The 22,287-nt window shown below is 67.0% G+C and carries 21 protein-coding genes and 22 tRNA genes; 8 read left to right on the forward strand and 35 right to left on the reverse strand.

Going from position 1 to position 22,287, the window contains the following annotated elements; all coding sequences use genetic code 11:
* Positions 1 to 102: 102 nt before the first annotated feature.
* Complete coding sequence (wecC, locus tag ABD683_RS05370) at positions 103 to 1,326, forward strand: UDP-N-acetyl-D-mannosamine dehydrogenase (protein ID WP_344767995.1); 1,224 nt, start codon at positions 103 to 105, stop codon at positions 1,324 to 1,326.
* Here the strand turns inward: wecC and ABD683_RS05375 are convergent.
* Positions 1,323 to 3,419, reverse strand: coding sequence for a glycosyltransferase (locus ABD683_RS05375; RefSeq protein WP_344767997.1), 2,097 nt, complete (start codon positions 3,417 to 3,419; stop codon positions 1,323 to 1,325). The two genes, wecC and ABD683_RS05375, sit on opposite strands and share 4 nt — an antisense overlap.
* Positions 3,420 to 3,514: 95 nt before the next feature.
* Between ABD683_RS05375 and ABD683_RS05380 the strand changes: the two genes are divergently transcribed.
* On the forward strand, positions 3,515 to 4,981 hold the full coding sequence (locus tag ABD683_RS05380; protein WP_344767998.1) for a class I SAM-dependent methyltransferase: 1,467 nt from the start codon (positions 3,515 to 3,517) through the stop codon (positions 4,979 to 4,981).
* Here ABD683_RS05380 and aroQ read toward each other — a convergent pair.
* From aroQ to ABD683_RS05395, 3 genes are read right to left on the reverse strand one after another with little or no spacing between them, the layout of a single operon-like run.
* On the reverse strand, positions 4,978 to 5,409 hold the full coding sequence (aroQ, locus tag ABD683_RS05385) for a type II 3-dehydroquinate dehydratase (protein WP_344767999.1): 432 nt from the start codon (positions 5,407 to 5,409) through the stop codon (positions 4,978 to 4,980). The genes ABD683_RS05380 and aroQ overlap by 4 nt on opposite strands.
* Positions 5,406 to 6,065 carry a pirin family protein gene (locus tag ABD683_RS05390; RefSeq protein ID WP_344768001.1) on the reverse strand — a complete coding sequence of 220 codons (660 nt, stop codon included), beginning with the start codon at positions 6,063 to 6,065 and terminating at the stop codon, positions 5,406 to 5,408. The genes aroQ and ABD683_RS05390 overlap by 4 nt, the downstream gene beginning before the upstream one ends.
* Entirely contained in the window at positions 6,058 to 6,408 is a 351-nt protein-coding gene (locus ABD683_RS05395) for a metallopeptidase family protein (protein WP_344768002.1), read from the reverse strand. Before ABD683_RS05395 ends, ABD683_RS05390 begins: the two co-directional genes overlap by 8 nt.
* 67 nt (positions 6,409 to 6,475) lie before the next feature.
* Here ABD683_RS05395 and ABD683_RS05400 point away from each other — a divergent pair.
* Positions 6,476 to 6,551 (forward strand) — tRNA-Glu (locus ABD683_RS05400).
* Positions 6,552 to 6,682: 131 nt separating this feature from the next.
* Here ABD683_RS05400 and ABD683_RS05405 read toward each other — a convergent pair.
* From ABD683_RS05405 to ABD683_RS05510, 22 genes are all read right to left on the reverse strand, one after another.
* Positions 6,683 to 6,753: transfer RNA gene (locus ABD683_RS05405), tRNA-Cys, on the reverse strand.
* Between the two features lie 19 nt (positions 6,754 to 6,772).
* Positions 6,773 to 7,219, reverse strand: coding sequence for an HNH endonuclease (locus ABD683_RS05410; RefSeq protein WP_344768003.1), 447 nt, complete (start codon positions 7,217 to 7,219; stop codon positions 6,773 to 6,775).
* 108 nt (positions 7,220 to 7,327) lie between these two features.
* A tRNA-Gly gene (locus ABD683_RS05415) sits at positions 7,328 to 7,398 on the reverse strand.
* A 4-nt stretch (positions 7,399 to 7,402) separates the two neighbouring features.
* Positions 7,403 to 7,475, reverse strand: a tRNA-Thr gene (locus tag ABD683_RS05420).
* Positions 7,476 to 7,549: transfer RNA gene (locus ABD683_RS05425), tRNA-His, on the reverse strand.
* Positions 7,550 to 7,551: 2 nt separating this feature from the next.
* Positions 7,552 to 7,623 (reverse strand) — tRNA-Arg (locus ABD683_RS05430).
* 47 nt (positions 7,624 to 7,670) lie between these two features.
* Positions 7,671 to 7,988, reverse strand: coding sequence for a WhiB family transcriptional regulator (locus ABD683_RS05435; RefSeq protein WP_344768005.1), 318 nt, complete (start codon positions 7,986 to 7,988; stop codon positions 7,671 to 7,673).
* A 37-nt stretch (positions 7,989 to 8,025) separates the two neighbouring features.
* Positions 8,026 to 8,097 (reverse strand) — tRNA-Lys (locus ABD683_RS05440).
* Between the two features lie 3 nt (positions 8,098 to 8,100).
* A tRNA-Met gene (locus tag ABD683_RS05445) sits at positions 8,101 to 8,171 on the reverse strand.
* Between the two features lie 8 nt (positions 8,172 to 8,179).
* Positions 8,180 to 8,251: transfer RNA gene (locus tag ABD683_RS05450), tRNA-Gln, on the reverse strand.
* A 6-nt stretch (positions 8,252 to 8,257) separates the two neighbouring features.
* Positions 8,258 to 8,330 (reverse strand) — tRNA-Asn (locus ABD683_RS05455).
* A 161-nt stretch (positions 8,331 to 8,491) separates the two neighbouring features.
* Positions 8,492 to 8,566: transfer RNA gene (locus tag ABD683_RS05460), tRNA-Val, on the reverse strand.
* Positions 8,567 to 8,638: transfer RNA gene (locus tag ABD683_RS05465), tRNA-Ile, on the reverse strand. It abuts the tRNA gene before it with no gap.
* 1 nt (position 8,639) lies between these two features.
* Positions 8,640 to 8,712: transfer RNA gene (locus tag ABD683_RS05470), tRNA-Pro, on the reverse strand.
* Between the two features lie 4 nt (positions 8,713 to 8,716).
* Positions 8,717 to 8,790 (reverse strand) — tRNA-Leu (locus ABD683_RS05475).
* A 159-nt stretch (positions 8,791 to 8,949) separates the two neighbouring features.
* Positions 8,950 to 9,020, reverse strand: a tRNA-Glu gene (locus ABD683_RS05480).
* A 1-nt stretch (position 9,021) separates the two neighbouring features.
* Positions 9,022 to 9,096, reverse strand: a tRNA-Glu gene (locus tag ABD683_RS05485).
* 6 nt (positions 9,097 to 9,102) lie between these two features.
* Positions 9,103 to 9,175 (reverse strand) — tRNA-Asp (locus tag ABD683_RS05490).
* Between the two features lies 1 nt (position 9,176).
* Positions 9,177 to 9,263, reverse strand: a tRNA-Ser gene (locus ABD683_RS05495).
* Between the two features lie 4 nt (positions 9,264 to 9,267).
* A tRNA-Ser gene (locus ABD683_RS05500) sits at positions 9,268 to 9,349 on the reverse strand.
* 5 nt (positions 9,350 to 9,354) lie between these two features.
* A tRNA-Lys gene (locus ABD683_RS05505) sits at positions 9,355 to 9,425 on the reverse strand.
* A gap of 328 nt (positions 9,426 to 9,753) precedes the next feature.
* A complete protein-coding gene (locus ABD683_RS05510) occupies positions 9,754 to 10,155 on the reverse strand; it encodes a hypothetical protein (RefSeq protein ID WP_344768007.1) in 402 nt (133 codons plus the stop codon).
* A 46-nt stretch (positions 10,156 to 10,201) separates the two neighbouring features.
* Between ABD683_RS05510 and ABD683_RS05515 the strand changes: the two genes are divergently transcribed.
* Together ABD683_RS05515 and ABD683_RS05520 are read left to right on the forward strand one after the other, a co-directional pair.
* On the forward strand, positions 10,202 to 10,741 hold the full coding sequence (locus tag ABD683_RS05515; RefSeq protein WP_344768009.1) for a TetR/AcrR family transcriptional regulator: 540 nt from the start codon (positions 10,202 to 10,204) through the stop codon (positions 10,739 to 10,741).
* Complete coding sequence (locus tag ABD683_RS05520) at positions 10,741 to 12,870, forward strand: MMPL family transporter (RefSeq protein WP_344768011.1); 2,130 nt, start codon at positions 10,741 to 10,743, stop codon at positions 12,868 to 12,870. The genes ABD683_RS05515 and ABD683_RS05520 overlap by 1 nt, the downstream gene beginning before the upstream one ends.
* A gap of 98 nt (positions 12,871 to 12,968) precedes the next feature.
* Here ABD683_RS05520 and ABD683_RS05525 read toward each other — a convergent pair whose 3' ends face one another.
* Both ABD683_RS05525 and ABD683_RS05530 read right to left on the reverse strand, forming a co-directional pair.
* Entirely contained in the window at positions 12,969 to 13,613 is a 645-nt protein-coding gene (locus tag ABD683_RS05525; RefSeq protein WP_344768013.1) for a response regulator, read from the reverse strand.
* Positions 13,565 to 14,881 carry a sensor histidine kinase gene (locus ABD683_RS05530; RefSeq protein ID WP_344768015.1) on the reverse strand — a complete coding sequence of 439 codons (1,317 nt, stop codon included), beginning with the start codon at positions 14,879 to 14,881 and terminating at the stop codon, positions 13,565 to 13,567. The genes ABD683_RS05525 and ABD683_RS05530 overlap by 49 nt, the downstream gene beginning before the upstream one ends.
* Positions 14,882 to 15,047: 166 nt before the next feature.
* Between ABD683_RS05530 and ABD683_RS05535 the strand changes: the two genes are divergently transcribed.
* Positions 15,048 to 17,207, forward strand: a complete 2,160-nt coding sequence (locus tag ABD683_RS05535) for an MMPL family transporter (RefSeq protein WP_344768017.1) — start codon at positions 15,048 to 15,050, stop codon at positions 17,205 to 17,207.
* 89 nt (positions 17,208 to 17,296) lie between these two features.
* Here the strand turns inward: ABD683_RS05535 and ABD683_RS05540 are convergent, their stop codons facing one another.
* The 6 genes from ABD683_RS05540 to ABD683_RS05565 all read right to left on the reverse strand — a co-directional run bounded on the left by ABD683_RS05540 (position 17,297) and on the right by ABD683_RS05565 (position 21,479).
* Positions 17,297 to 18,205 (reverse strand): ABC transporter substrate-binding protein, encoded by a 909-nt coding sequence (locus ABD683_RS05540; protein WP_344768019.1) that lies wholly within the window; start codon positions 18,203 to 18,205, stop codon positions 17,297 to 17,299.
* A gap of 42 nt (positions 18,206 to 18,247) precedes the next feature.
* A complete protein-coding gene (locus ABD683_RS05545; protein WP_344768021.1) occupies positions 18,248 to 18,928 on the reverse strand; it encodes an ABC transporter permease in 681 nt (226 codons plus the stop codon).
* Complete coding sequence (locus tag ABD683_RS05550) at positions 18,925 to 19,623, reverse strand: ABC transporter permease (protein WP_344768023.1); 699 nt, start codon at positions 19,621 to 19,623, stop codon at positions 18,925 to 18,927. The genes ABD683_RS05545 and ABD683_RS05550 overlap by 4 nt, the downstream gene beginning before the upstream one ends.
* Positions 19,620 to 20,432 carry an ABC transporter ATP-binding protein gene (locus ABD683_RS05555; protein ID WP_344768025.1) on the reverse strand — a complete coding sequence of 271 codons (813 nt, stop codon included), beginning with the start codon at positions 20,430 to 20,432 and terminating at the stop codon, positions 19,620 to 19,622. Before ABD683_RS05555 ends, ABD683_RS05550 begins: the two co-directional genes overlap by 4 nt.
* Before the next feature lie 76 nt (positions 20,433 to 20,508).
* Positions 20,509 to 20,973, reverse strand: a complete 465-nt coding sequence (locus ABD683_RS05560; protein ID WP_344768027.1) for a rhodanese-like domain-containing protein — start codon at positions 20,971 to 20,973, stop codon at positions 20,509 to 20,511.
* Positions 20,970 to 21,479 carry a cysteine dioxygenase gene (locus tag ABD683_RS05565; protein ID WP_344768029.1) on the reverse strand — a complete coding sequence of 170 codons (510 nt, stop codon included), beginning with the start codon at positions 21,477 to 21,479 and terminating at the stop codon, positions 20,970 to 20,972. Before ABD683_RS05565 ends, ABD683_RS05560 begins: the two co-directional genes overlap by 4 nt.
* 176 nt (positions 21,480 to 21,655) lie before the next feature.
* Here ABD683_RS05565 and ABD683_RS05570 point away from each other — a divergent pair.
* Positions 21,656 to 21,732 (forward strand) — tRNA-Asp (locus ABD683_RS05570).
* 82 nt (positions 21,733 to 21,814) lie between these two features.
* Positions 21,815 to 22,102, forward strand: a complete 288-nt coding sequence (locus tag ABD683_RS05575; RefSeq protein WP_344768031.1) for a DUF7489 domain-containing protein — start codon at positions 21,815 to 21,817, stop codon at positions 22,100 to 22,102.
* Between the two features lie 64 nt (positions 22,103 to 22,166).
* On the opposite strand, the gene ABD683_RS05580 is transcribed toward ABD683_RS05575, so the two are convergent.
* Positions 22,167 to 22,240, reverse strand: a tRNA-Phe gene (locus ABD683_RS05580).
* Positions 22,241 to 22,287: the final 47 nt, after the last annotated feature.

Genomic DNA, 22,287 nt, shown 5'->3' on the forward strand with positions numbered 1-22,287 from the left:
TGGGCGGCTAGGTCAATTCGAGTCAAGTGACGCTTGCACACTACAGTTGGGGGGCCTCGATCTCGGGGGCGCCCGCACGTCTCGCATGCACGAAGGATCACCATGAAGTCACGTATTGCCGTCATCGGTCTCGGCTACATCGGCCTGCCGACGGCGACAATCCTGGCCAAGAACGGCCAAAGCGTGGTCGGCGTCGACGTGTCCGCCCCGATCGTCGAGGCGGTGTCTGCAGGACGGCTCCCGTTCGTCGAGCCCGACCTGGCCGACGCGCTCGCCGACGTGGTCGCCGACGGCAGCCTGATCGCCACCAGCGAGATGCCGGAGGCCGAGGTCTACATCCTGGCCGTGCCGACGCCGTTCCTCGCCGACAAGTCCGCCGACATGGCGTACGTCGAGTCGGCCACCCGCTCCATCGCCGCCAAGCTCAGGGGCGGCGAGCTGCTGATCCTCGAGTCGACCAGCCCGCCCGGATCGACCGAGCAGATGGGTGCCTGGATCGCCGACGCGCGGCCCGACCTCGACCTCTCGACGATCGACCTGGCCCACTGCCCCGAGCGCGTCCTGCCCGGCCAGATCATGGCCGAGCTCGTCACCAACGACCGCGTCGTCGGTGGCATCACGCCCCAGGCGGCAGAGCGTGCGGCCGACGTCTACCGGACGTTCTGCAAAGGCGAGATCCTGATCACGGACGCCCGTACGGCCGAGATGGCCAAGCTGACCGAGAATGCGTTCCGCGACGTCAACATCGCCTTCGCCAACGAGCTGTCGCTGATCTGCGAGCGCCTCGGCGTCGACGTGTGGGAGCTCATCGAGCTGACCAACCACCACCCCCGCGTCAACGTCCTGCAGCCCGGTCCCGGCGTCGGCGGCCACTGCATCGCGGTCGACCCGTGGTTCATCGTCGCCGCGGCACCCGAGGAGTCCAAGCTCATCTCGATGGCCCGGCAGGTCAACGACGGCAAGCCCGAGCACGTCATCCACCAGGTGATCGACAGCGTCGCCGGCATCGCCAACCCGCGCATCGCGACGCTCGGCCTGGCGTTCAAGAAGAACGTCGACGACCTGCGTGGCAGCCCGGCGATCCAGATCACCGGTGACCTTGCCCGGCGCCTGCCCGACGCCACGGTCGTGGCGGTCGAGCCACACGTCGACGCGCTGCCCGAGTCGCTGGCCGACCTCGGGGTGACGCTGGAGATGGTCGACGACGCGCTCAAGGGGGCCGACGCGGTCGTGCTCCTGGTCGACCACGACGTGTTCGCCGACCTCGACCGTGAGCTGCTCGGCACCGCCACGGTGCACGACACCCGAGGCCTCTGGAAGAGCTAGCGCGCGTGGTCGGCGATGACGCTGCGCAGCACCGCGAGCGCACGGTCGACATCGCCCAGTGGCGACATGTACCTCGTGTCGATCGAGCTCAGCACCGATCCGTCCTCGACGAGTGACCACACGTCGGAGCCCGAGCCGCTGTAGTCGCTGATCTTGGACGGCAGGTAGGGGTTGATCCCGTGCGAGTCGGTGACCTTCGCGTCGTTGACCAGGAGCACGTCGAACGTCTTGGTGACCGCGAGGAAGTCGAGATAGGGCAGGAACCCCGTCGGCTTGATGACGTCGTCGAGCCCACGACCCTTCAGCTGCTTCGCGAGCTTCCTGGGATCGCGGGTGAAGACGTGGAGCGCCACCTTGCTCCGCTCCTCCGGCGTCAGCAGCGCGATCGCGTCGACGACCTCAGTCAGGCTGCGGGAGGCGTAGAACATACCGAAATAACCGATGTTGGCCCGAGCCGGATCGAGCGGATAGTCGACGTGACCGAGTTGGTAGAACGACGGGTCGAGCGTCGGGTGGTGGGCGACGATGGCTCGTTCGCGGATGCGCTCGACCAGTGCCGGGTCGTCGACATGGTCGAGCATGAACTGCATCTGGTGCTGATTGGTGAAGACGATCTCGTCGGCGAGCTGGTAGGCCAGGTGCTCGACGATCTCGGGAACGTTGCGGCTGGGGGGCGAGCCGTACGGAGTCGCGTCGAGCCCGGCGAGGATCTCGCGGGCCAGCGGCCCATCGGGCATCGCCGACTCACGGATCTTGCCGTTGCTGTCATAGAGCAGCGGGTCTGAGAACTCCGCGCGCCACTTCACCTCGGGCCGGCGCAGCTTGTAGAGCGCCGCGAGCACGTGCGAGGCCGGCCACATGGTGCGGCTGTAGACCGAGCGGTAGGGCTGGCCGCGATCGGCCTCCCACCCCTCGATCGCCTCCCAGCCTTCGCGGAGGAACCGGCCGAACCCGCCCCAGTTGAGCAGGCTCACCTCGCCGCCGACGACCTTCTGGTTGCCGACGTACTCCGCCGTCAACGCCGAGATGCCCGGATCCAGATCACGGATCCGCTTCATCCGGTGCGAGACCACGTCGACCGCGACGCCGGCCAGGCGTACACGTTTGGCGGCGACGATCGCGCTGGTGTCATTGGTGGGCGGGAAGGCGTACGCGATGACCAGGTCGCGAGCGCGATCGCGGTTCATGAACTTGTAGGGGAACTCCGGGTAGCCGCGTGCGGCGATCTGGCGGAGCGCTTCCTGGTGCAGGTCCGGGTGGGTCGCGAGGAACGACCCGATGTGGCGGGCCTGGGCGAAGACGTGCTCCCGCGCCGCCTTGTGGGTCCACGCCCCCGGGTCCTGGGCGATCGGCATCATGAGGTCGATGACGTCGAGCTTGGCGCCGATGCCGCGCTCCGGCGACACCTCGGTGGGCCGCGACAGCGATCCGGTGCGCGTGGTCCGGTAGTAGACGACATGGGCCGACGTCCTCGCGACGTTGACGCTGAGCTTGAACCGCTCGGCGAGCTCGGTCCAGTAGACGATGTCCGTGCCGCCGACCAGGTCCTCACGGACACGCACGGTCTGAGCCTGGTCGGTCCGCACGATCTTGCACACGTTGAAGCCCAGCCACGCCGACAGCTCGGACGGCGTACGTCGGCGTCCCGCGTGCCCGACGATGCTGGCATTGACGTACGTGTCGTAGTCGGGATCGCCCTCGCCGTCGTCCGTGACGTCGGCGAGGAAGCCGACGCCCACGACATCGGGGCCCGCCAGCTTGAGCAGGCCCTCGAGATAGGTGTCGGAGACGGTGTCGTCGTCGTCGACGAACGTCACGTACTCGCGTCCCGCGGCGAGCAGGCCGACGTTGGTCGCATGCGCGACGCCCGCGCGGGTCACCCGAGCGATGCGCAGGTCGATGTCGGAGTGCCGGTGCCGGAAGCGCTCGAGCAGCTCCAGGGTGCCGTCGTCAGGCCCGTTGGGCACCACCACGACCTGCATCAGCTCACGCGAGATCGTCTGCTCGGCAAGCGATCGCAATGTCGCCGGCAACCGCTTGGCGCCGAGATAGGTGGGGATGACGACACTGACGCCGGCATCGAACGCGGTCACCCTCGGACCTCCTCGGTCGCAGATTGGACGCGGACTCGCTGCGGCTACTATGGCAAACGTCTCGACGCCCATATCGACCGGGAGCCCCACCCAACATGTCCGTCCTCTTGGTGTGCACTCCCGATGAGTCCTACGCAGCTCCGTTCCTCCGGAACTCACATGACGAAGTCGTCGTCGACACCGCGGGCGACTTCACCGGGATCGCCGATCGCGTCATCGTCACCGGCGTCCCCGCCGAGCCCGCAGCACTGCGTACCGCCATCGACAAGGCCTCCGGCTTCGCCGCCGGGACGGTCGACATCGGACCCCTCGTCGGCGCGCTGTCCGGCGACCGGGCCTCGTGGGCCACTGCCCTGGCCGGTCTGAGCCTGGTCGAGGTCTCCGCCGACAGCGGCGTGCCGGTGGCGCGGGTCACGCTCGACGAGACAGCCGGCGACCTCGAGGCCGCCCACATCGTCGGCGCACTGATCGCCCTTCCCCAGAGCCCCATCGTTCCGCCAGTTCCGACGCCGGCCAAGCCCGTCACGTCCGCCCCGGTCAAGGCGACCGAGACCACGAAGAAGCCCGCGCCGCCGCAGACCCTCAAGCAGCGGATCGTCGGCATCGCCCGTCGCAACCGCAAGGTGCTCCTCGCACTCGCGCTGGTCGGGCTGGTCGCCCTCGCGATCGGTGGCGTCGCGTACGCCGTGATCGGCGGCTACTACACGGCGCTCGTCGTGACCGCGATCCTCGGCGTGGTCACCCTGTCGGCACTCCGCTCCGAGCAGCAGCACCGACGCCTCCTGGGCGGCGACACCGCGTTCCAGACCAGGCAGGCCCAGCGATCGGCGACACATTTCAAGCGTCTCGCCCGCAGCATGGGCGTCATCGAGCTCACGACGGTCGAGTCCAAGAAGATGCTGTCGCGCACCGAAGGCACGGTCCGCGTCATTCGCTCCGACGTCGCCCAGCACTTCGAGCAGGTCCAGGCCACGCTCAACCTCTTCCAGATGGTGAAGGTCGACGGCCTCCTCCCGCCGATGCGCGGCTGGGCTGCTTCCCCCGATGTCGTCGGCGTGCTGATCGAGGAGCTCCGCGCCTCCAGCCCCAAGCTGATCGTCGAGTGCGGCAGCGGCGTCTCGACGCTGTTCCTCGCCCTGGCCGCCAAGCAGCACAGCCCGCAGACTCGCATCGTCGCGCTCGACCACGACGAGGAGTACGCCGGCAAGACTCGTGCCCTGCTCCAACGTCACGGTGTCGCGGAGTTCGCCGAGGTGCGTCACGCGCCGCTCGTACCCAACGTCGCCGGCCAGACCTGGTACGACCCCCAGGTCGCCGAGACCCTCAAGGGCATCGACCTGCTGTTCGTCGACGGCCCCCCGATGACGACGGGTCCACTTGCCCGCAAGCCCGCCCTTCCGGTCCTGTGGGACCAGCTCTCACCCCACGGCATCATCGTTCTCGACGACATGATCCGTGCCGACGAGCAGGAGATCGCCGCCGCCTGGCAGAGCGACCACCCCGAGCTCGAGCGTCAGGACGTACGCACCGAGAAGGGCACGACGATCCTGCGACGTCGCTAGCTCTGCTTCTGCGCGAGGAAGCGCAACGCCGCGGCGTAGCCCTCGAGGCCCATGCCGACCACGACCGCGGCGGCGATGTCGCTGAGGTAGGACGTGTGGCGGAACGCCTCGCGGGCGTAGACGTTGCTGAGGTGCACCTCGACCAACGGTGCGCCGAGCTGGCTGGCGGCGTCGCGTACGGCCACCGACGTATGGGTCCAGGCGCCGGCGTTGAGGATCACCGAGGCGCCTGAGTCGGCGGCGTCGTGGAGCCAGCCGATCATCTCCGCCTCGGCGTCGGTCTGGCGCACCTCGACGTCGAGCCCCGTCTCCTTGGCGACCTCGGCGCAGCGCGCGACCAGGTCGTCGTACGTCGCGGTGCCGTAGACATCAGGTTCGCGGACGCCGAGTCGACCCAGGTTGGGTCCGTTGAGGACGAGGACGTTCATGAGCTCCTCAGCTGCCAGATCAGTGCTTCGCCGCCGTCGTCGGCAGCACTCAGATCGTACGCGGGTTCGCCCCTCAGACGTGCCTCATCGCCACTGGTCAGGGTGGTGTCATCGAGCGCGACGGCGCCACGGGTCACGTGGACGAGGCTGCGTTCGGCCGCGGGTACCCTCACGGTCTCGCCGGGTGTCAGTCGTACGACGAACAGGTCGGCCGGGGCGTGCACCGCGATCGCCGGGGTGAGGTCGGATGTGACGACCACGGCGTCGGCGTACTCCGGCTCCGCGTCGTGGGTCGAGCGCAGCATCATCTGCACGAACACCAGCGGCTCGTCGACGGAGGCGTTCTGCTCGGTGTGCTGCACGCCCGTGCCGGCGCTGAGCCGCTGGGCGGTGCCGGGTGTGACGATGCCGCTCTGGCCCGTGGAGTCGGCGTGCTGGAGCGCTCCCTCGAGGACCCAGGTGACGATCTCGACGTCGGCGTGGTGGTGCTCGTCGTACCCCTTGCCAGGTGCGAGCTGCTCGGTGTTGATCGCGATCAGCGGGCCGAAGCCGACGTTGTCGGGGTCGTAGTGAGCGCCGTACGAGAAGCTGTGCAGCGTGACGATGCCGTCGGCGTCGGTGCGGTAGCGCTGGTCGGAGCGGCGGATCTCACGCATAGCCGAGCTCGTGGAGTCGGTCGTCCTCGATGCCGAAGTGGTGCGCGATCTCGTGGACCACGGTGATGCCGACCTCCTCGACGACGTCCTGCTCGGTCTCGCAGATCGCCAGTGTCGGGTTGCGGTAGACGAAGATGCGGTCGGGCATCGCACCCCCGTACGACGTGTCGCGCTCCGTGAGCGGTATCCCGTCATAGAGACCGAGCAGATCCGGGTCGTCTGCGGGTGCGTCGTCCTCGATGAACAGCACCACGTTGTCGAGCAGCGCGGCAAGCTCGTCGGGCACGGCGTCGAACGCCGCCTCGACGAGCTCGGCGAAGCGATCCTCGCTGATCTCGACCATGTCTCCATCCTGCCCGACGCGGTTTGGGAGCCACCTTGCTCACCCACTATGCTGAACTGGTTTTCTGGCCCCCATCGTCTAGCGGCCTAGGACGCCGCCCTTTCACGGCGGTAGCACGGGTTCGAATCCCGTTGGGGGTACCAACCTTTCAAGCAAGACGCCGCCCTCTACCCAATGGCCGGCAGCCACCGGTTCGAATCCCGTTGGGGGTACGTCTTGGTCGCGCCGACGTGCTGGTTGAGCGCCCCGACTCAACAGAGAACAGCATCCTCAGAAATCCCGACCGGGTTCGAACCGGTGTCCTCGGCTTTGCAGGCCGCCGCCTCACCACTCGGCCACGGGATCACGTGAACCGACCCGAGCGTCAGCCGATCGCTGCCAGCTGGGCTCGGGTCGGAACGAAAGGTCGGAACCGCAGCGGCATACCCGCTTCGACTGGCGTCCGATCTCCCTTGCGCGAGTTGCACGGCTCGCAGGCCGCGACGGTGTTGGCCCACTCCCACAGACCTCCACGGGAGGCCGGAAGGACGTGGTCCACCGTCGCTGCACGCCCACCGCAGTAGGCGCACGTGTGGTTGTCGCGACGCAGCAGGTTCTGCCGCGACCATGCTGCTTCGCGGTAGAGCCACTTCGTCACGACGTACCGCACCAGCCGGATCACGTCCGGCCACGGGTGAGGGCCGATCATCCGATCGTCCTGACCTTGCTCCACGGTCGCGACACCGCGGAACAGCATGCGTACAGCGTGCTTGAACGACACCGAACCGAGCGGCTCGTAGGAGGCGTTCAGGAGTGCCACTTGCGTACTCACCGTCGACCTCCTCTCGTGTTGTTCGGACGAATGCGAGTGCCCCCACCTGGAGTCGAACCAGGCAGTCCGGCGTCGGAGACCGGACGGAAGATCCACCACTGGAGGCGGAACGGATAACCGGGATCGAACCGGTGCCTCGGACATGGAACGCCCGTGTGCCGCCACAACACTTCACCCGCACGGAGCCGAAGGAGAGATTCGAACTCTCGACATCCCCTTTACGAGAGGGGCGCTCTGACCACTGAGCTACGTCGGCTGGGGTGTCCGACCGGATTCGAACCGGCTCCGCCTCCGCCACAAGAAGGTGTGCTGCCGCTACACCACGGACACAGCACGCTCGGGAGGAATCGAACCTCCGTCTCCGACTTCGTAGGCCGGCGTCGTGTCCTCTGGACCACGAGCGTAGGTGGCTGCTGAGGCCTCGGGCCCCTCTCGCGCGCAGCCTGCACGGTCAGGCGACGGCTGACTTGGGCGGCCGTCCCCGACGCTTGACGCCGGCCTGAGGGACACCCTCCGCGAGGAGGACTCCACCCCAGACACCGGACTCGGCCCGGGCCACGGCGATCGTGCGGCACAGGGTCCGCACGGGGCAGCCGTCGCAGATCGCGAGGGCCGCCGCCAGGCTGGCGTCATCGGCGGGGAAGAACACGTCCGGGTCGATGCCGGCACATGCCCACGCCACGTTCGGGGTCGGGTGCTCGTACGCGCCGTTCACCGCCGTTGTGTTGAGGATCAGCGCGAACTGCTCCTCCTTCCGTACCTTCTTCATGTGCCGTCACCTCCTTCTGGTGTCGTTGGTGGCACAGTGCCCCGCCCAGGATTTGAACCTGGACCCACGGAGTAAAAGTCCGCTGCACAGCCAGTCGTGCTCGCGAGGCGAATGGTTGCGGGGCCACGAGTCGAACGTGGACCTACGGGCTTATGAGACCCATGGCGTCTCCCGACACCCGCACTGCTGAGCTGCGGATCGAGGACTCGAACTTCGGTCTTCCGGATCAGAACCGGACGTCCTTGCCACTGGACCAATCCGCATCGTTGCTGCTCGACCAAGACTCGAACTTGGGACCTTCCGGGTAACAACCGGACGCTCTGCCATCTGAGCTATCGAGCATCAGTGGGACCGCGAGGGATCGATCCCCCAAGCGCTTCGCCGCGGCACCCTTCGGGAGGTGCCTCACCCATGAGAGACGTGCCGCGGCTCGTGCAGGGAGGTACCCCCACGGTCACTGCCGGGCTTCAACCGGCCGCGCCGCCTGCAACGCTTCAGTCCCGTGGTCGGCTGAGAGGGACTCGAACCCCCGCTCCACTCCTTGTAAGAGAGCTGCTCTGCCACTGAGCTACCAGCCGTTTGCCTGGCCAGAGTTGAACTGGCATTTCCTCGATATCAGCGAGGCGACCTGACCGTTGGTCGACAGGCAAGTCCGGGTGGAGGGACTCGAACCCCCGATCCCCTGCGCCCAAAGCAGGTGGCGTGGCCGCTCGCCTACACCCGGTGAGTACTCGCCCGGGGATTCGAACCCCGATCCTCCGGTTTCTGAGACCGGCGCCTCTGCCAGTTGGGCTAGGCGAGCATGGAGCAGATGACCGGCCTCGAACCGGCTTCCTCAGCCATGGCGAGGCTGCGAACGTCCACATGTTCTTCATCCGCGAAGTGGAGCGACAGAGTGTCGAACTCTGCTGAGTCTTCTTGCAAGGAAGTCCTGGACCCGGTCCCCGCCCCTCTTGCTAAGTGCCTCGTACGGATGTCGACCCCGTCTGTCCTGGTTGAGAACCAGGTGTCCTGCCGCTAGACGAATGAGGCGTGGCACCGTGGACCGGAATCGAACCGGCGCGGCCCGGAGTGAAAATCCGGATTGGCCACCAGCAACCACCACGGCGTGAAGCGCCCTGTACCGGACTCGAACCGGCGATCTCCCGCTCGACAGACGGGCGTCCACTCCACTGGACCGACAGAGCTTGGCGGAAGACGGTGGAGTCGAACCACACACCCCGAGGTGCCTCCCGGCTAGCAACCGGGCGCCTCGCCACCGAGGCATCGTCATCCAGAGCGGAGGTGGAGGGACTCGATCCCTCGCGGTGTCACCCCCAGCCGTTTTCAAAACGGTGTCCTCGTCCAGCCGGACCACCTCCATGCGTGCCTCACCAAGGAATCGAACCTTGCTCTCCGGATTAAGAGTCCGGAGCATCGCCGCAATGCTTGCGAGGCATGTGCCGCGGCGCTGGCTTCCCAGTCGTCTCCGAACGGGTCGCCGCGGCTGGCAGGTCGCCGCTCCGGCGCCTGCCTGATGCTGTTCTCTGTGGAGTTCGTCCCCACTCCCGATCTCGGGTCTGGGTCGGACGGTGTCTTCATGGCCTTGTGACGGTGAGCCCGGTGCCACGGTGTCCTCGGCCTCTCGGCTGATTCGCGGGTCCGGTGCCCATGAAGTCCTGTCTCGATGAAGTTGTGCTGCAGGTGCTCGGGCATAGAAAAAGGGCCGTCCCATGAGGTGATGTGCCTCGCTGGAAACGGCCCCGGAAGTCGGGTGCGAATGCACCTACTCCATGGGCAGCTCCCGGACGAGGGACAGCCGCTTGTGGCCGCCGTTCATCGGCGAGGGCTCAATCCCGACGCGCTGCACGAAGGCAGCGCGAAGCTCACGATCGGCGGTCAAGCCGGTCGCGCATTCGAAGCTGCGATACGTACTCATCGGGTTCTGCCCTCTCGGATCGTCGGCGCACTGTGCACCAACGAGAGTCAACGGTAGGGCGTGACCACCGATTCCTCCAAGCGAATTAATGCCGTCGAGGAATCTCAGACTGCTCGAGACCTGCGGATGATCGTCGCCCGCTCCGGCGATGGAGGAGGAAGGCGCGTTTGAGCTGCACGCATGGAGTTCCTTGGGAGTGGGAGTGTCTGAAGCGTAGGGCGACGCTTCTCGCACACCGGAAACGCTCATCCCGACCACCGTTGACAGGTTTGTGAGTCATCACTAACTTGGCCCCATGGTCACTGGAAAGCGCATGAAGGCAGAGGACCGACGGCTCCTCATCCTCGAAGCAGCACTGGCGGAGTACGGCCGCTCGGGCATGCACGCCACCTCCGTCGAGGTCATCGCCGATCGTGCGGGAGTGTCCCAGCCGTACGTGTTCAAGATGTTCGGCACCAAGAACGACCTGATCGCCGCCGTCATCACACACCACACGACCGTGTTGCGCCAGGCCTTCCGCGACGCGGTCGAGCAGCGCGAGCCCAACAGCTCCCCGCTCCAGGCGATGGCGCTCGCGTACCTCGGATTCATGCAGGACGACGTCAACTCTCTGCGCTGCCAGCTCCACACCTGGGCGGCAGCGTCCGATCCCGCCATCAAGGACGTCGCCCAACGCACGTACCGCGAGATCTGGGAGGACATCGCCGAGCTCAGCGGTGCCACCGCCGATGAGATCCGCGACTTCATGAGCCACGGCATGTTGCTCACCGTCCTAGCCTCGCTCGACCTCACCGAACTGTTCGGCGACCCCCTCGCCGTCGCAAAGGAGTACTGATGTTCGCCGCACTTGCTCGTCTTGCCAACACCCACCCACGACGTGTTCTCGCCGTCACCGTGCTGTTCTTCGCAGTCGCCGGAGCCCTCGGCGGCCCGGTCGCGTCGCTGCTCAACAGCGACAACGACTCGTTCTCCGACACCGGCGCCCAGAGCGCCAAGGCGCTGGAGCGGATCGAGAAGGCATCCGGCGAGATGGCATCGCCGGACCTCGTTGCCGTGCTGCCAGCGAAGGACGCGGCGGCGCTCGACGAGACCGTCTCGATCCTCAAGGCCGAGAAGAACGTCGCGCAGGTCGCCGGCGGGCCCGAGGCAGGTCCCGCCTTCGTCTCGAAGGACGGCTCCAAGACGTACGTCGTCGCGGTCTACAAGTCCCATGGCGATCCGGACAGCACCACCGAGCACCTGCGCGACCAGCTCAGCGACGTCGACGACGTGTCGGTCGGTGGCGCCGGACCGGCGTACCAGCAGGTCAACGAGCAGGTCGAGAGCGACCTCGTGAAGGCAGAGCTCATCGCGTTCCCGCTGCTGTTTCTCGTGTCCCTCTGGGTCTTCCGCTCGGCAGTCGCGGCACTGTTGCCATTGCTCGTCGGCGGCATCACGATCGTCGGTTCACTGCTGGTCGTGCGCGGCATCAATGAGTTCGTCGACATCTCGATCTTCGCCCTCAACCTCATCACCGGGCTGGGCCTCGGCCTGGCGATCGACTACTCGCTGTTCCTCGTCTCGCGCTATCGAGAGGAGCTCGCGCGCTCGGGTCCGGGCCCGGAGGCGATCCGCCGTACGATCGCCACCGCCGGCCGTACCGTCGTCTTCTCAGCCGTGACCGTTGCCGGCGCTGGACTCGCGCTTCTGGTGTTCCCGTTGCGCTTCCTCTACTCGATGGGCATCGGCGTCTCGGTCGTGGCACTCATGGCCGCTGCCGTGTCAGTCATCGTCCTGCCGGCACTGTTCGCCGTGCTCAAGCACCGCGTCAACGCCGGCTCCCCGAAGCGCTGGCAGCGAGCGCAGGCCGCTGAGATCGCCGCCGAGAAGCACGGCTTCTGGTACCAGCTCTCGAAGTTCGTCATGAGGTTCCCGGTCGCGGTCGCACTGACTGGTACGGCGATCTTGCTGGCACTCGGTGCACCGTTCCTCGGCGTCAAGTTCACCGGTGTCGACGCAACGGTGCTGCCTGACAGCGCATCTGCCCGGCAGGTCGACACGACGCTGCGCACCGAGTTCGTCGGCGCTGAGTCCCTGCCGATCATCGTTGCCGTACCCGCCGCCGAGTCAGACGCTGACGAGGTCAAGGCGTACGCGGGACAGCTCCGCGAGCTCAACTCTGCGGCCGCGGTCACCGAGCCCCGCTACCGCGGCGGCGACACCTGGCAGATCGACGTGATATCGAAGTTCCCGACAATGGACGAGAAGTCACTCGACCTGGTGACCGAGATCCGGGACCTGGACGCATCCAGCCCGGTGCTCGTCGGCGGCGCGGCTGCTGAGCAGGTCGACCAGGTGCACGCCATCAAGGGCGGCATACCGCTGGCGATGCTGATCCTGGTGGTCGTCACGTTCATCACGCTGTTCCTGATGACCGGCTCGGTGGTGCTCCCGATCAAGGCATTGATCATGAACGTCCTGACGATCACCGCGACGTTCGGCATCCTCGTGCTCGTGTTCCAGGACGGGCGCCTCGAGGGCCTGCTCAACTACACGAGCCAAGGGGCTCTCGAGTCGTCGCAACCGGTGTTCCTCTTCGCCGTCGTGTTCGGCCTCTCCACCGACTACGCGGTGTTCCTGCTCACCCGTATCAAGGAGGCACGAGACGCCGGAGCCGGCGAGCGCGAGTCCGTGGCGCTGGGCCTGCAACGTACCGGCCGTATCGTCACCGCGGCGGCGTTGCTGTTCGCCATCGCGCTCGGAGCGTTTGCCACGTCCGACATCATCTTCATCAAGGAGCTCGGTGTCGGTACGGCGGTCGCCGTCCTGATCGACGCGACGATCGTGCGCGCGATGCTCGTCCCGTCACTCATGGCGTTGCTGGGCAGGCGCAACTGGTGGGCACCCAAGCCGCTGCGCAAGCTGCACGACCGCATCGGCCTCAGCGAGGGCGACCCCGAGGAGCTCGAGCCGACGAGGGCTTAGTGAGGCGGTGACCTAGCGTCCACCGTCAAGCAGAGGCGGTGACTTAGCGTCCACCGCGCAATGCACTCTGGACGCTAAGTCACCGCTCCACTCCGTCGTTAGCCCTGCAGGTAGGCGACGACGGCCAGCACGCGCCGGTTGTCGTCGTCGTCCGGCGGCAGGTCGAGCTTCATGAAGATGTTGCTGGTGTGCTTGCTGATGGCCTTCTCGGTGACGAACAGCGCGGCGGCGATCGCAGTGTTGGAGCGCCCCTGAGCCATCAGCTCGAGCACTTCACGCTCACGATCAGTCAGTCGCGAGATCGGGCTGTCGGGCTGCGCCCGCGCCATCAGCGTCGCGACGACCTCGGGATCGAGCACCGTGCCGCCCGCGGCCACCGTTCGTACGGCCTCGACGAACGTCACGACATCCGCCACCCGGTCCTTGAGGAGATAGCCGACCGCACCGTCGCCGCTGCTCAGCAGCTCGCGGGCGTAGAGCTGTTCGACGTACTGCGACAGCACCAGCACGGGCAGACCAGGCCGCTCGGCCCGGGCCTCGATCGCGGCGCGCAGGCCCTCGTCGGTGAACGTCGGCGGCATGCGTACGTCGACGACCGCGATGTCAGGCTCGTACGTGCGCAGCGCCTCGATGAGTTTCTCGGCGTCGTCGACCGCGGCGACGACCTCGAACTCGTAGGCCTCGAGGAGCCGGGTCAGGCCGTCCCGGAGGAGGGCGAGGTCTTCGGCGATGACAACTCGCACGGGACCTCCAGGGTGATGACGGTTGGGCCCTCGGCGGGGCTGCTCACGTCCATCGTGCCGTCAAACGCCGACAGACGTCGCGCCACCCCCGCCAGACCCGAGCCGTTCGACGCCTCGGCGCCACCTCGACCGTCGTCCTCGACGCGAACCGTGAGCATGCCGTCGACGTGTGACACCTCGACCACGGCACGGGTCGCACCAGCGTGCTTGCCGATGTTGGCGAGCAGCTCGTTGGTCGCGAAGTAGACCGCGGACTCGACCGGAGCCGGCGGGCGACCGGGCAGCGTGATCAGCACCGAGACCGGGAACGACATGTCGAGCGCCAACGCCTGGATCGCACCTGCGAGGCCGCGATCGGCGAGCACCGGCGGATGGATGCCGCGTACGACAGAGCGCAGGTCGCCGAGCGCCGACGTGGTGACTCCGCGTGCCTCGGCGAGCAGGGCGGCAGCACCCTCGGGGTCGGTCGCGAGCATCTCCTCGGCGAGGCCGAGGTTCATGCCGAGCGCGACGAGCCGAGCCTGTGCGCCGTCATGCAGGTCGCGCTCGATGCGCCGCAGCTCGGCGGCGGAGTGATCGATGGTCTCCGTACGAGACGCCGACACCTCGGCGACGCGGCGTTCAAGCGTCTCGCGCGACGGCGACAGCAGCGAGCGATCGAGCTCGGCCCGCCAGCGCATCAGAACCGGCATGACCTTCCACCACAGCCCCAGCATCAGCAGCGACCAGGTCCACTCGAAGAACGACTCGGCCTGGGTGTCGATCTTGAAGAGTCCGTAATTGACGTCGAACACACCGTCGGGAGTGATCGCGAAGATGAACGGGTAGATCGCGAACCAGATGACGCCGAGACCAATGCCGAACGCGATCCACGACAGTGCCCAGCCCACCGTGGCCGACATCCAGGTCCACGCCCAGTCACGCCAGCGGGCCGGGTCGTTCATCCACCGCCTGAGCAGGCCGAACCCCGACACTGCCTCGGTGGGCATGTACGGCTCCTCGATCTTGACGCCGAGGATGCGGCCCGACAGGTGGCGGTGAACGTTCGCGAGGTGCCGGTTGAGCGGGACGAACATGAGCAGCAGCACCATGCCGACGCCGACGATGGCGACGCCCAGAGCAGTGGTGAGCACGCAGAGCAGTACGAGCGCCGGGACGGCCAGGAGCACGTACGCGATGGACAACCCGCTCAGCTTGAGTCGGCGCGAGACGCCCTCCGCGAACGACTCCCCCGCGAACGGTGAGGCGGCTTCGACTGTCGTGCTCATGAGTGGTGCTCCGATTCGTGAAGTGGTTGTTCTCCGTCCATCGTGGCTCATCGCCCACCGTCGCACAGTGGGTCCAGGCCCACTTCGGACTGGGGTGTCAGCACCATGTCGCGACCGGTCCGGGAGCTGAAGGCTGGAGCCAACAACATCGAGGAAGGACAACACCATGTCATCCAGCTCCCCCACCGTTCGGGTCGCACGTTGGAGCGCGACCCACCCGTGGAGGGCGATCGGACTCTGGATCGCCCTGGTCACGGCCGCCGTCGCGCTGATGATCAGCGTGCCGACGCAGCAACCCAGCGAGGAGGACAGCCGCATCGGCCAGTCCGGCCAGGCTGCCGAGCTCCTCGACGAGGCCGGGCTCAGTGCCAGCCCGACCGAGTCGGTCCTCATCACCGCCGCCGACGGAACGCTCGACCCCGACCAGGCAGAGACTGCGGCGACGCAGGTCTCCGAGGCCGCGGTCGACGTCAAGGGCATCTCCGACGTCGGTCCGCCCATCTGGTCGGAGTCACGGGACGCCCTGCTGGTACCCATCACGCTGGCCGGAGACGCCGACGATGCGGCCGATCATGTCGGCGCCTTGCTTGATGCCACCGCCAAGGTCCAGAAGAACAACCCGGGCCTCGACATCGCCCAGGCCGGAACCGCGTCCATCGACTCGGGAATCAACGACAAGGTCGGCGAGGACCTCGCCTCGGCAGAGTCGCTGAGCCTCCCGATCACGTTCCTGATCCTGCTGATCGCGTTCGGCGCGTTCATCGCTGCCGGCATCCCGGTGCTGCTCGCAATCACCTCGGTCGTCACGGCACTGGGTCTGTACGCGCCCTTGTCCTACCTCGCCCCCGACGAGGGCACCGTCGCCAACGTCGTCCTGCTGATCGGCATGGCTGTCGGCGTCGACTACTCGCTGTTCTACCTCAAGCGCGAACGCGAGGAGCGCCGACGTGGTCGGGCGACGATCGACGCGATCGAGATCGCGGCAGCCACCTCGGGCCGCGCCGTCGTCGTCTCCGGATTCGCGGTCATGGTCTCGATGGCCGGGCTGTTCCTGTCCGGTGAGCAGGTGTTCAACGCCCTGGCCGTCGGCTCGATCGTCGTGGTCGCCGTCGCCGTCCTCGGTTCGCTCACGGTACTGCCGGCACTGCTGGCCAAGCTCGGTCGCGCCGTCGACCGTCCACGAATCCCGCTGCTGTGGCGCCTCAACCGCCGCATCGGAGCTGGCGGCATCAGCGGTCGGCTCGTACGTCCGGTGGTCCGCAAGCCCGTCGTGTCGGCACTCATCGCCGGCGGCCTGCTCCTCGGGCTCGCAGTTCCGGCGCTCGGCATGAAGATGCAGCAGGGCACGGTCGACACACTCCCGCAGGACATCCCGGCGATCGCTGCCTATCAGCGCATGCAGGAGAGCTTCCCGACGGAGCGGCCGAGCATCGACATCGTCCTGAAGTCAGCTCGCGATGGCGGTGCCGATCTCCGTACTGCGATCGAGCAGATCAAGAGCGACGCCGTCAGCGCCGACGTCGGCTCGGCGACCGACGATGCGATCGAGTTCTCCAAGGACGGGCGTACGGCAGCGCTCACGCTGTCTGCTCCTCACCACGAGGGCGACCCCCGCAACGACGCGTCGATCGAGCAGCTGCGCGACACGATCGTGCCGCGCGCCGCGGGCTCCCTGGACGGCGTCACCACCGCCGTCGGCGGCGGAGTCGCCGAGGCGTACGACTACGAGAACCGTCCCTCGAAGCTCCCCCTGGTGATCGGGTTCGTGCTGGCACTGACGCTGGTCATGATGGGTTGGACGTTCCGCAGCGTCACCATCGCGTTGCTGACGACGGCACTCAACCTGCTGTCGGTCGGGGCCGCGTTCGGAGTCCTGACACTGGTGTTCCAGCACGACTGGTTCAACGGCCTGCTCGACTACGAGTCTTCCGGGTTCGTCGTCGACTGGATCCCGCTGTTCTGCTTCGTGGTCCTGATCGGCCTGTCGATGGACTACCACGTGTTCGTCCTCAGCCGGGTCCGTGAGGGTCTGCGCAAGGGCCTCGACTACGACAGCGCCGTCGAGTTCGGCATCCGCGACACGGCCAGTGTCGTCACGAGTGCGGCGGCCGTCATGGTCTCGGTGTTCGCGGTCTTCGCAACGCTCAGCATGCTCGAGATGAAGCAGATGGGTGTCGGCCTGTCGGTCGCGATCCTGCTCGACGCGACGCTCGTACGACTGGTGCTGCTGCCGGCCCTGCTGCTCGTGCTCAGGAAGCCGCTGACCAAGCTGGCCGTCGAGCCCGCACCGAAGGTGCAGCCGGAACGCAAGCCCGCCCTGGTGTAGCTCCGGACACGGCAAACATCGTCCCCCTGCGGCAAGTTTCCCGCGGGGGGACGATGTTTACCACGGTGGCGTGGTAAACCGAGGAGCCCTTAGATCAGGCCCTTGTCCGTCAGCCACTGCTTCGCCAGCACGGCGGGGGCGGTCTTGTCGGCGCCCTGGTTCTTGCTGTTGAGGTCGAGCAGGTCGGCCGTCGTGAGCTGGGCCGAGATCGCGTTGAGCACGTCCTCGACCGTGTCGGTCGCCTTGTCGTCGTTGATCAACGGCACGACGTTCTGCGAAGCGATGAGGCTCTTGGGATCCTCGAGCGTCACCAGCTTGTTGGCGAGGATCGACGGCGTCGTCGAGTAGATGTCGGCGACATCGATCTTGCCGTCGAGCAGCGCCTTGAGAGTCGCAGGCCCGCCGCCGTCATTGATCGCGGTGAACTTCACACCCGTGATGCCGTAGACCTTCTCGAGGCCCGGGATGCCGTAGGGGCGCTCCGCGAACTCCGGGTTGGCACCCAGCTTCAGGCCCTTGACGCTCTTGAGGTCCTCGATCGTCTTGAGGTTGTTGGCTGCGGCGAACTCGGACGTCACGTTGAGCGAGTCCTTGTCCTCAGCCTTGGAGACGTCGAGGATCTCGAGGTTGTCGGGCAGGGCGTCGTCGATGCCGTCCTCGATCGCGTCGGGCGTCGTGGCCGTCGCCTTCGGGTCGAGGTAGCCCAGCAGGTTGCCGGTGTATTCGGGCACCAGGTCGATCGCACCGTCCTTGAGAGCCTTGATGTAGGCCTCGCGGGCACCGATGTTGAGCTGCTTCTTGACCTTCACACCCTTGGCCTCGAGGGCCTGGGCGTAGATCTCGGCAATGATCTCGTTCTCGGGGAACGCCGCCGAGCCGACCGTGATGGTGCCCTTGTCGGACGATCCGGAGCTGGTCGGGTCATCGCTTCCACAGCCGGCGAGTGCCAGGCCGAGAGCGGCCACCGCTGCAAGCGCGGTGAGCTTGGTCTTGTTCATGGTTGTTTCTCCTTGTGAAGGGGTTCAGGGGGTGGGAGTGGTTCATGACTGGGCGGCTGATTCGACGGTTGCTCGACCTCCCATGGCCAGGCGCTGGAGCGCGACGAAGACAGCATCGAGGACGAGCGCGAGGACGATCACGACGACCGAGCCTCCCGCCATACGGGGATAGTCACTGAGTGCCAGGCCGTCGATGAGGTAGCGGCCGAGCCCGCCGAGGCCGACGTACGCGGCGATCGTCGCGGTGGCGACGACCTGGAGCGTGGCCGAACGGATGCCGCCGACGATCAACGGCAGGGCGAGTGGCACCTCGACCTTGGTCAGGATCTGGGTCTCGGTCATGCCGATCGCGCGGGCCGCGTCGATCGTCGAGCGGTCGACGGCTTCGAGTCCGGAGTATGCGCCGGCGAGCAGCGGCGGGAGCGCCAGCAGCACGAGGGCGATGATGGACGGCTTGAGGCCGATCCCGGTGATGAGCAGGATCGACGTCAGGACACCGAGAGTCGGCAGGGCGCGAAGCGCCCCGGAGACGGCGATCGCGAGTCCGCGGAGGCGGCCGGTGTGACCGATGTAGAGACCGAGCGGGATGGCGATCGCCGCAGCGATCGCGACGGTCAGTGCGGTGTAGCCGAGGTGCTCGACCACCCGGTGGGGGATGCCGGCGTCGCCGGACCAGTTGTCGCCATCCGTCAGCCAGTCGACGGTCTCGCTGAGGACGCTCATGGCCTCGCCCCACTCAACCGGTGGAAGAACTGCCGCAGGGGCGGGTTGTCGTGATCGGGCGTCTGCGCCTTGGCCCAGGGCATCAGGAGGCGACCCACAAGGACCAACAGCAGGTCGTAGACCAGGGCGATGACGACCGTTGCGATGATGCCGATCACGATCTCGGTCTGGAAGTCACGCCGGAAGCCGTCGGTGAAGAGCGATCCGAGGTTGTCGACGCCGATCAGCGCCCCGATGCTGACCAGGCTGACGGTGCTCACCGACACGACCCGAAGGCCCGCGAGCAGCACCGGACCGGCGAGCGGCAGCTCGACCCCGAACGCCCGTCCTGCCGGCGCGAAACCGGCCGCAGTTGCCGCGTCGAGCACCGCCGGCGAGACCGCCGCGAACGCATCTGTCGCCGAGCGGACCATGATCGCCACGGCATAGATCGTCAGCGCGATGATGACGTTGAGCGGATCGAGGACGCTGGTGCCGACGATCCCGGGCAGGATCAGGAACAGCGGCAGCGACGGGAGCGTGTAGAGCACACTGCCGGTGCTGAGGATGAGGCCACGGGTGCGCCGGTGGCGGCTGGCGTACCAGCCGATCGGCACCGCGATGACGAATCCGAGCACGATCGGGACGGCACTCAGCCACACGTGCTTGAGCGTCAGCGACCAGACGTAGTCGACGTTGTCGAGGAACCAGGTCATTCAGACAGCACCCCGGTGACCTTGCCGTCGGTGTCGACGACGATCGAGGTGCCGTCGCGCTGCTCGACGTGGAGCGTGCGCTTGCCGCGGTCGAGTCCGACGAAGCTGCGCACGAAGTCGTCCGCGGGCTTGGCCAGGATGTCGGCCGGCGAGCCGACCTGGGCGATGTGGCCGCCCTGCTTGAGGATGACCACCTGGTCGCCGAGCAGGAACGCCTCGTCGATGTCGTGCGTGACGAAGACGATCGTCTTGTCGAGCTCGCGCTGCAGGCGGAGCAGCTCCTGCTGCAGCTCGTCACGCACGATCGGGTCGACGGCCCCGAACGGCTCGTCCATCAGCAGGATGTTGGGGTCGGTCACGAGGCCACGCGCGACTCCGACCCGCTGCTGCTGACCGCCGGACAGCTGAGTGGGGTACTTCGTCGCGACCGACGAGTCGAGTCCGACCGTCTCGAGCACGGCGTACGACCGCTCCCGCGCTTCCTTCTTGTCGACACCGTTGAGCCGCAGCACGGCACCGACGTTGTCGATGACCTTGCGGTGCGGCAGCAGCCCGGCGTGCTGCATGACGTAGCCGATGCTGCGCCGCAGCTGGACCCGGTTGCGGGTCGCGATGTCGACGTCGTCGATGCGCACCTCGCCCGCGGTCGGCTCGACCATGCGGTTGACCATGCGCAGCAGCGTCGTCTTGCCACAACCCGACGATCCGACGAACACCGTCGTGGTGCGGGACGGGAGGACGAGGCTGAAGTCGTTGACCGCCTCGGTGCCGTCAGCGAACGTCTTGCTGATGGAGCGGTATTCGATCATGCGGTCCTCCGCGTGGCGCACAGTGTGGGCAGGGGCGTTGGTAGGCAATCAACAGACTCGGGACAGTCTTGCCTCATCACGCGAGGTCGGCAATGCCAAGAGGGGCTGATCTCGTGACGGTTCGGTGACGCGGCACGACCGTCTCGACCGGTGTGGGACCGGCCACGACGGGCAGTCCGGCGTCACGCCAGGCGTGGATTCCGCCCACGATGTCGCTCGCCGGCAGGCTCAGCGACGTCAACGCCGCTGCCGCCAGCGACGAGGTGTAGCCCTCGGTGCACACCACGATCCACTCCTGACCAGCCTGCGCCTGGGGCAGGCTCGCGCCTGACTCGGGATGCAGGCGCCACTCCAGATGATTGCGCTCGACTACGACAGAACCAGGAATCTCTCCATCTGATTCCCGCTGCCAGGCAGGGCGTATGTCGACGATCAGCGCTCCGGCGGCGACGCGAGCGTACGCATCGAGGGGTTCGAGGCGCTGGATCGAGCCCCGCGACGCCTCGAGGAGATCGTCGACGGAGGCGTACCGGATGGTCATGTCACGGCTCGCAGGGTGGGCGCCGGCTCCTCCGGGTCGTCGGTCCACACCGAGGCCAGCTTGATGAGCTCACGTCCGTCGGTGTCGTAGTAGTTCATCAGCGACAGCGGCGGCGAGTAGGCGTGCACGCTCACGGCGGTCTCGGCGGCGGTGTTGCGCACGTCGTGGACGTAGTGCTCACCGAACACCACGGTGTCACCCTCCGTACGCGGTGTCTCCGCGAGCCTCTCGACGCCGGGTGTCCAGATCGTCTCGCTGAGCTCCCCGCTGACGACCGTGAACGCGCCCGACGATCCGCCGTGGTCGTGCAACTGCGTGCCCTGGTCGGTGGTCCAGCTGATCAGCCAGATGTCGACCTGGTCGTCACGGTGCAGGCGCACGTGCCAGCGCTCCTCGGCGTCGGCCTCGACGGCGTAGTGCCCCGCACGTACGTCGTCGGCCACACAGCTCGTCCACTCCACCAGCTGCGCAAGCGAGAGTGGGGACGGGATGGCGTGTGCGGTCATGCCTTCATACAAGCGATTTCCGAGCGATTTGTGGGGCTGGCTCAGTCTGCGGACGGGGTGCCCACCAACCCGTCAGATGAGGTACGTCCAGGGGCTCCGTGAGACCGCCACCCGTTTTGTTTCGCTGACCGCCCGTGCGTTACAGTTGCGTCTGCTCCTTTGCGGAGTTGCCACGAGGCCCCGTGGCGCAGTTGGTTAGCGCGCCGCCCTGTCACGGCGGAGGTCGCCGGTTCGAGTCCGGTCGGGGTCGCCACGTGAATCTCCCCTCATCTCATCGAGATGAGGGGATTTTCTTACCCTTGACCCTCGTACACCAGGTGCCTAGCGTGCGAGACATGTGGATCGCCATCGCCATCGCTGTTGTACTCATCGCTCTTCTCCTGCTCCTCCGCGCTCGCGTTCGTCAACGCGGGGCGGCTCGCCGATCCGAGGCCTGGGAAGGCGTCGTCACCGATCTGTCCCGCAACTCGTTCGACGGACAGAACATGGTTCACCAGGTCGAGGTGCGACTGTCAGACGGGAAGACAAAAAAGCTGCGCATCCCGGGCAAGCTCTTTGAGTCGCTCGCCGTCGGCGACGCCGTCAGCAAGACAGCTGGCTCACCAGATCCCGTCAAGAAGTAGCGACGCGCGCACACTTTCGCGACTGTGACCCGTGCGCTTGCTTGCTGATGTGGCCCATTCCTTGTGGCCAGGGCCGGGGTCGAACCGGCGACCCTCCGCTTTTCAGGCGGATGCTCGTACCAACTGAGCTACCTGGCCGTGCCCGAGACGGGCGACGATCACCCTATCGCACGAGGTTGGTCGGT

The sequence above is a fragment of the Aeromicrobium panaciterrae genome, assembly GCF_039537165.1.
Classification (GTDB): Bacteria; Actinomycetota; Actinomycetes; order Propionibacteriales; family Nocardioidaceae; genus Aeromicrobium; species Aeromicrobium panaciterrae.

Coding starts and splice junctions, on each gene's coding strand:
- ABD683_RS05530 (WP_344768015.1), bottom strand. CDS start 14,881: ATGAGCACGACAGTCGAAGCCGCCTCACCGTTCGCGGGGGAGTCGTTC.
- ABD683_RS05515 (WP_344768009.1), top strand. CDS start 10,202: ATGGTCACTGGAAAGCGCATGAAGGCAGAGGACCGACGGCTCCTCATC.
- wecC (WP_344767995.1), top strand. CDS start 103: ATGAAGTCACGTATTGCCGTCATCGGTCTCGGCTACATCGGCCTGCCG.
- ABD683_RS05520 (WP_344768011.1), top strand. CDS start 10,741: ATGTTCGCCGCACTTGCTCGTCTTGCCAACACCCACCCACGACGTGTT.
- ABD683_RS05380 (WP_344767998.1), top strand. CDS start 3,515: ATGTCCGTCCTCTTGGTGTGCACTCCCGATGAGTCCTACGCAGCTCCG.
- ABD683_RS05510 (WP_344768007.1), bottom strand. CDS start 10,155: ATGAGCGTTTCCGGTGTGCGAGAAGCGTCGCCCTACGCTTCAGACACT.
- ABD683_RS05540 (WP_344768019.1), bottom strand. CDS start 18,205: ATGAACAAGACCAAGCTCACCGCGCTTGCAGCGGTGGCCGCTCTCGGC.
- ABD683_RS05390 (WP_344768001.1), bottom strand. CDS start 6,065: ATGCGTGAGATCCGCCGCTCCGACCAGCGCTACCGCACCGACGCCGAC.
- ABD683_RS05435 (WP_344768005.1), bottom strand. CDS start 7,988: ATGAAGAAGGTACGGAAGGAGGAGCAGTTCGCGCTGATCCTCAACACA.
- ABD683_RS05395 (WP_344768002.1), bottom strand. CDS start 6,408: ATGGTCGAGATCAGCGAGGATCGCTTCGCCGAGCTCGTCGAGGCGGCG.
- ABD683_RS05575 (WP_344768031.1), top strand. CDS start 21,815: ATGTGGATCGCCATCGCCATCGCTGTTGTACTCATCGCTCTTCTCCTG.
- ABD683_RS05565 (WP_344768029.1), bottom strand. CDS start 21,479: ATGACCGCACACGCCATCCCGTCCCCACTCTCGCTTGCGCAGCTGGTG.
- ABD683_RS05555 (WP_344768025.1), bottom strand. CDS start 20,432: ATGATCGAATACCGCTCCATCAGCAAGACGTTCGCTGACGGCACCGAG.
- ABD683_RS05535 (WP_344768017.1), top strand. CDS start 15,048: ATGTCATCCAGCTCCCCCACCGTTCGGGTCGCACGTTGGAGCGCGACC.
- ABD683_RS05545 (WP_344768021.1), bottom strand. CDS start 18,928: ATGAGCGTCCTCAGCGAGACCGTCGACTGGCTGACGGATGGCGACAAC.
- ABD683_RS05560 (WP_344768027.1), bottom strand. CDS start 20,973: ATGACCATCCGGTACGCCTCCGTCGACGATCTCCTCGAGGCGTCGCGG.
- ABD683_RS05550 (WP_344768023.1), bottom strand. CDS start 19,623: ATGACCTGGTTCCTCGACAACGTCGACTACGTCTGGTCGCTGACGCTC.
- aroQ (WP_344767999.1), bottom strand. CDS start 5,409: ATGAACGTCCTCGTCCTCAACGGACCCAACCTGGGTCGACTCGGCGTC.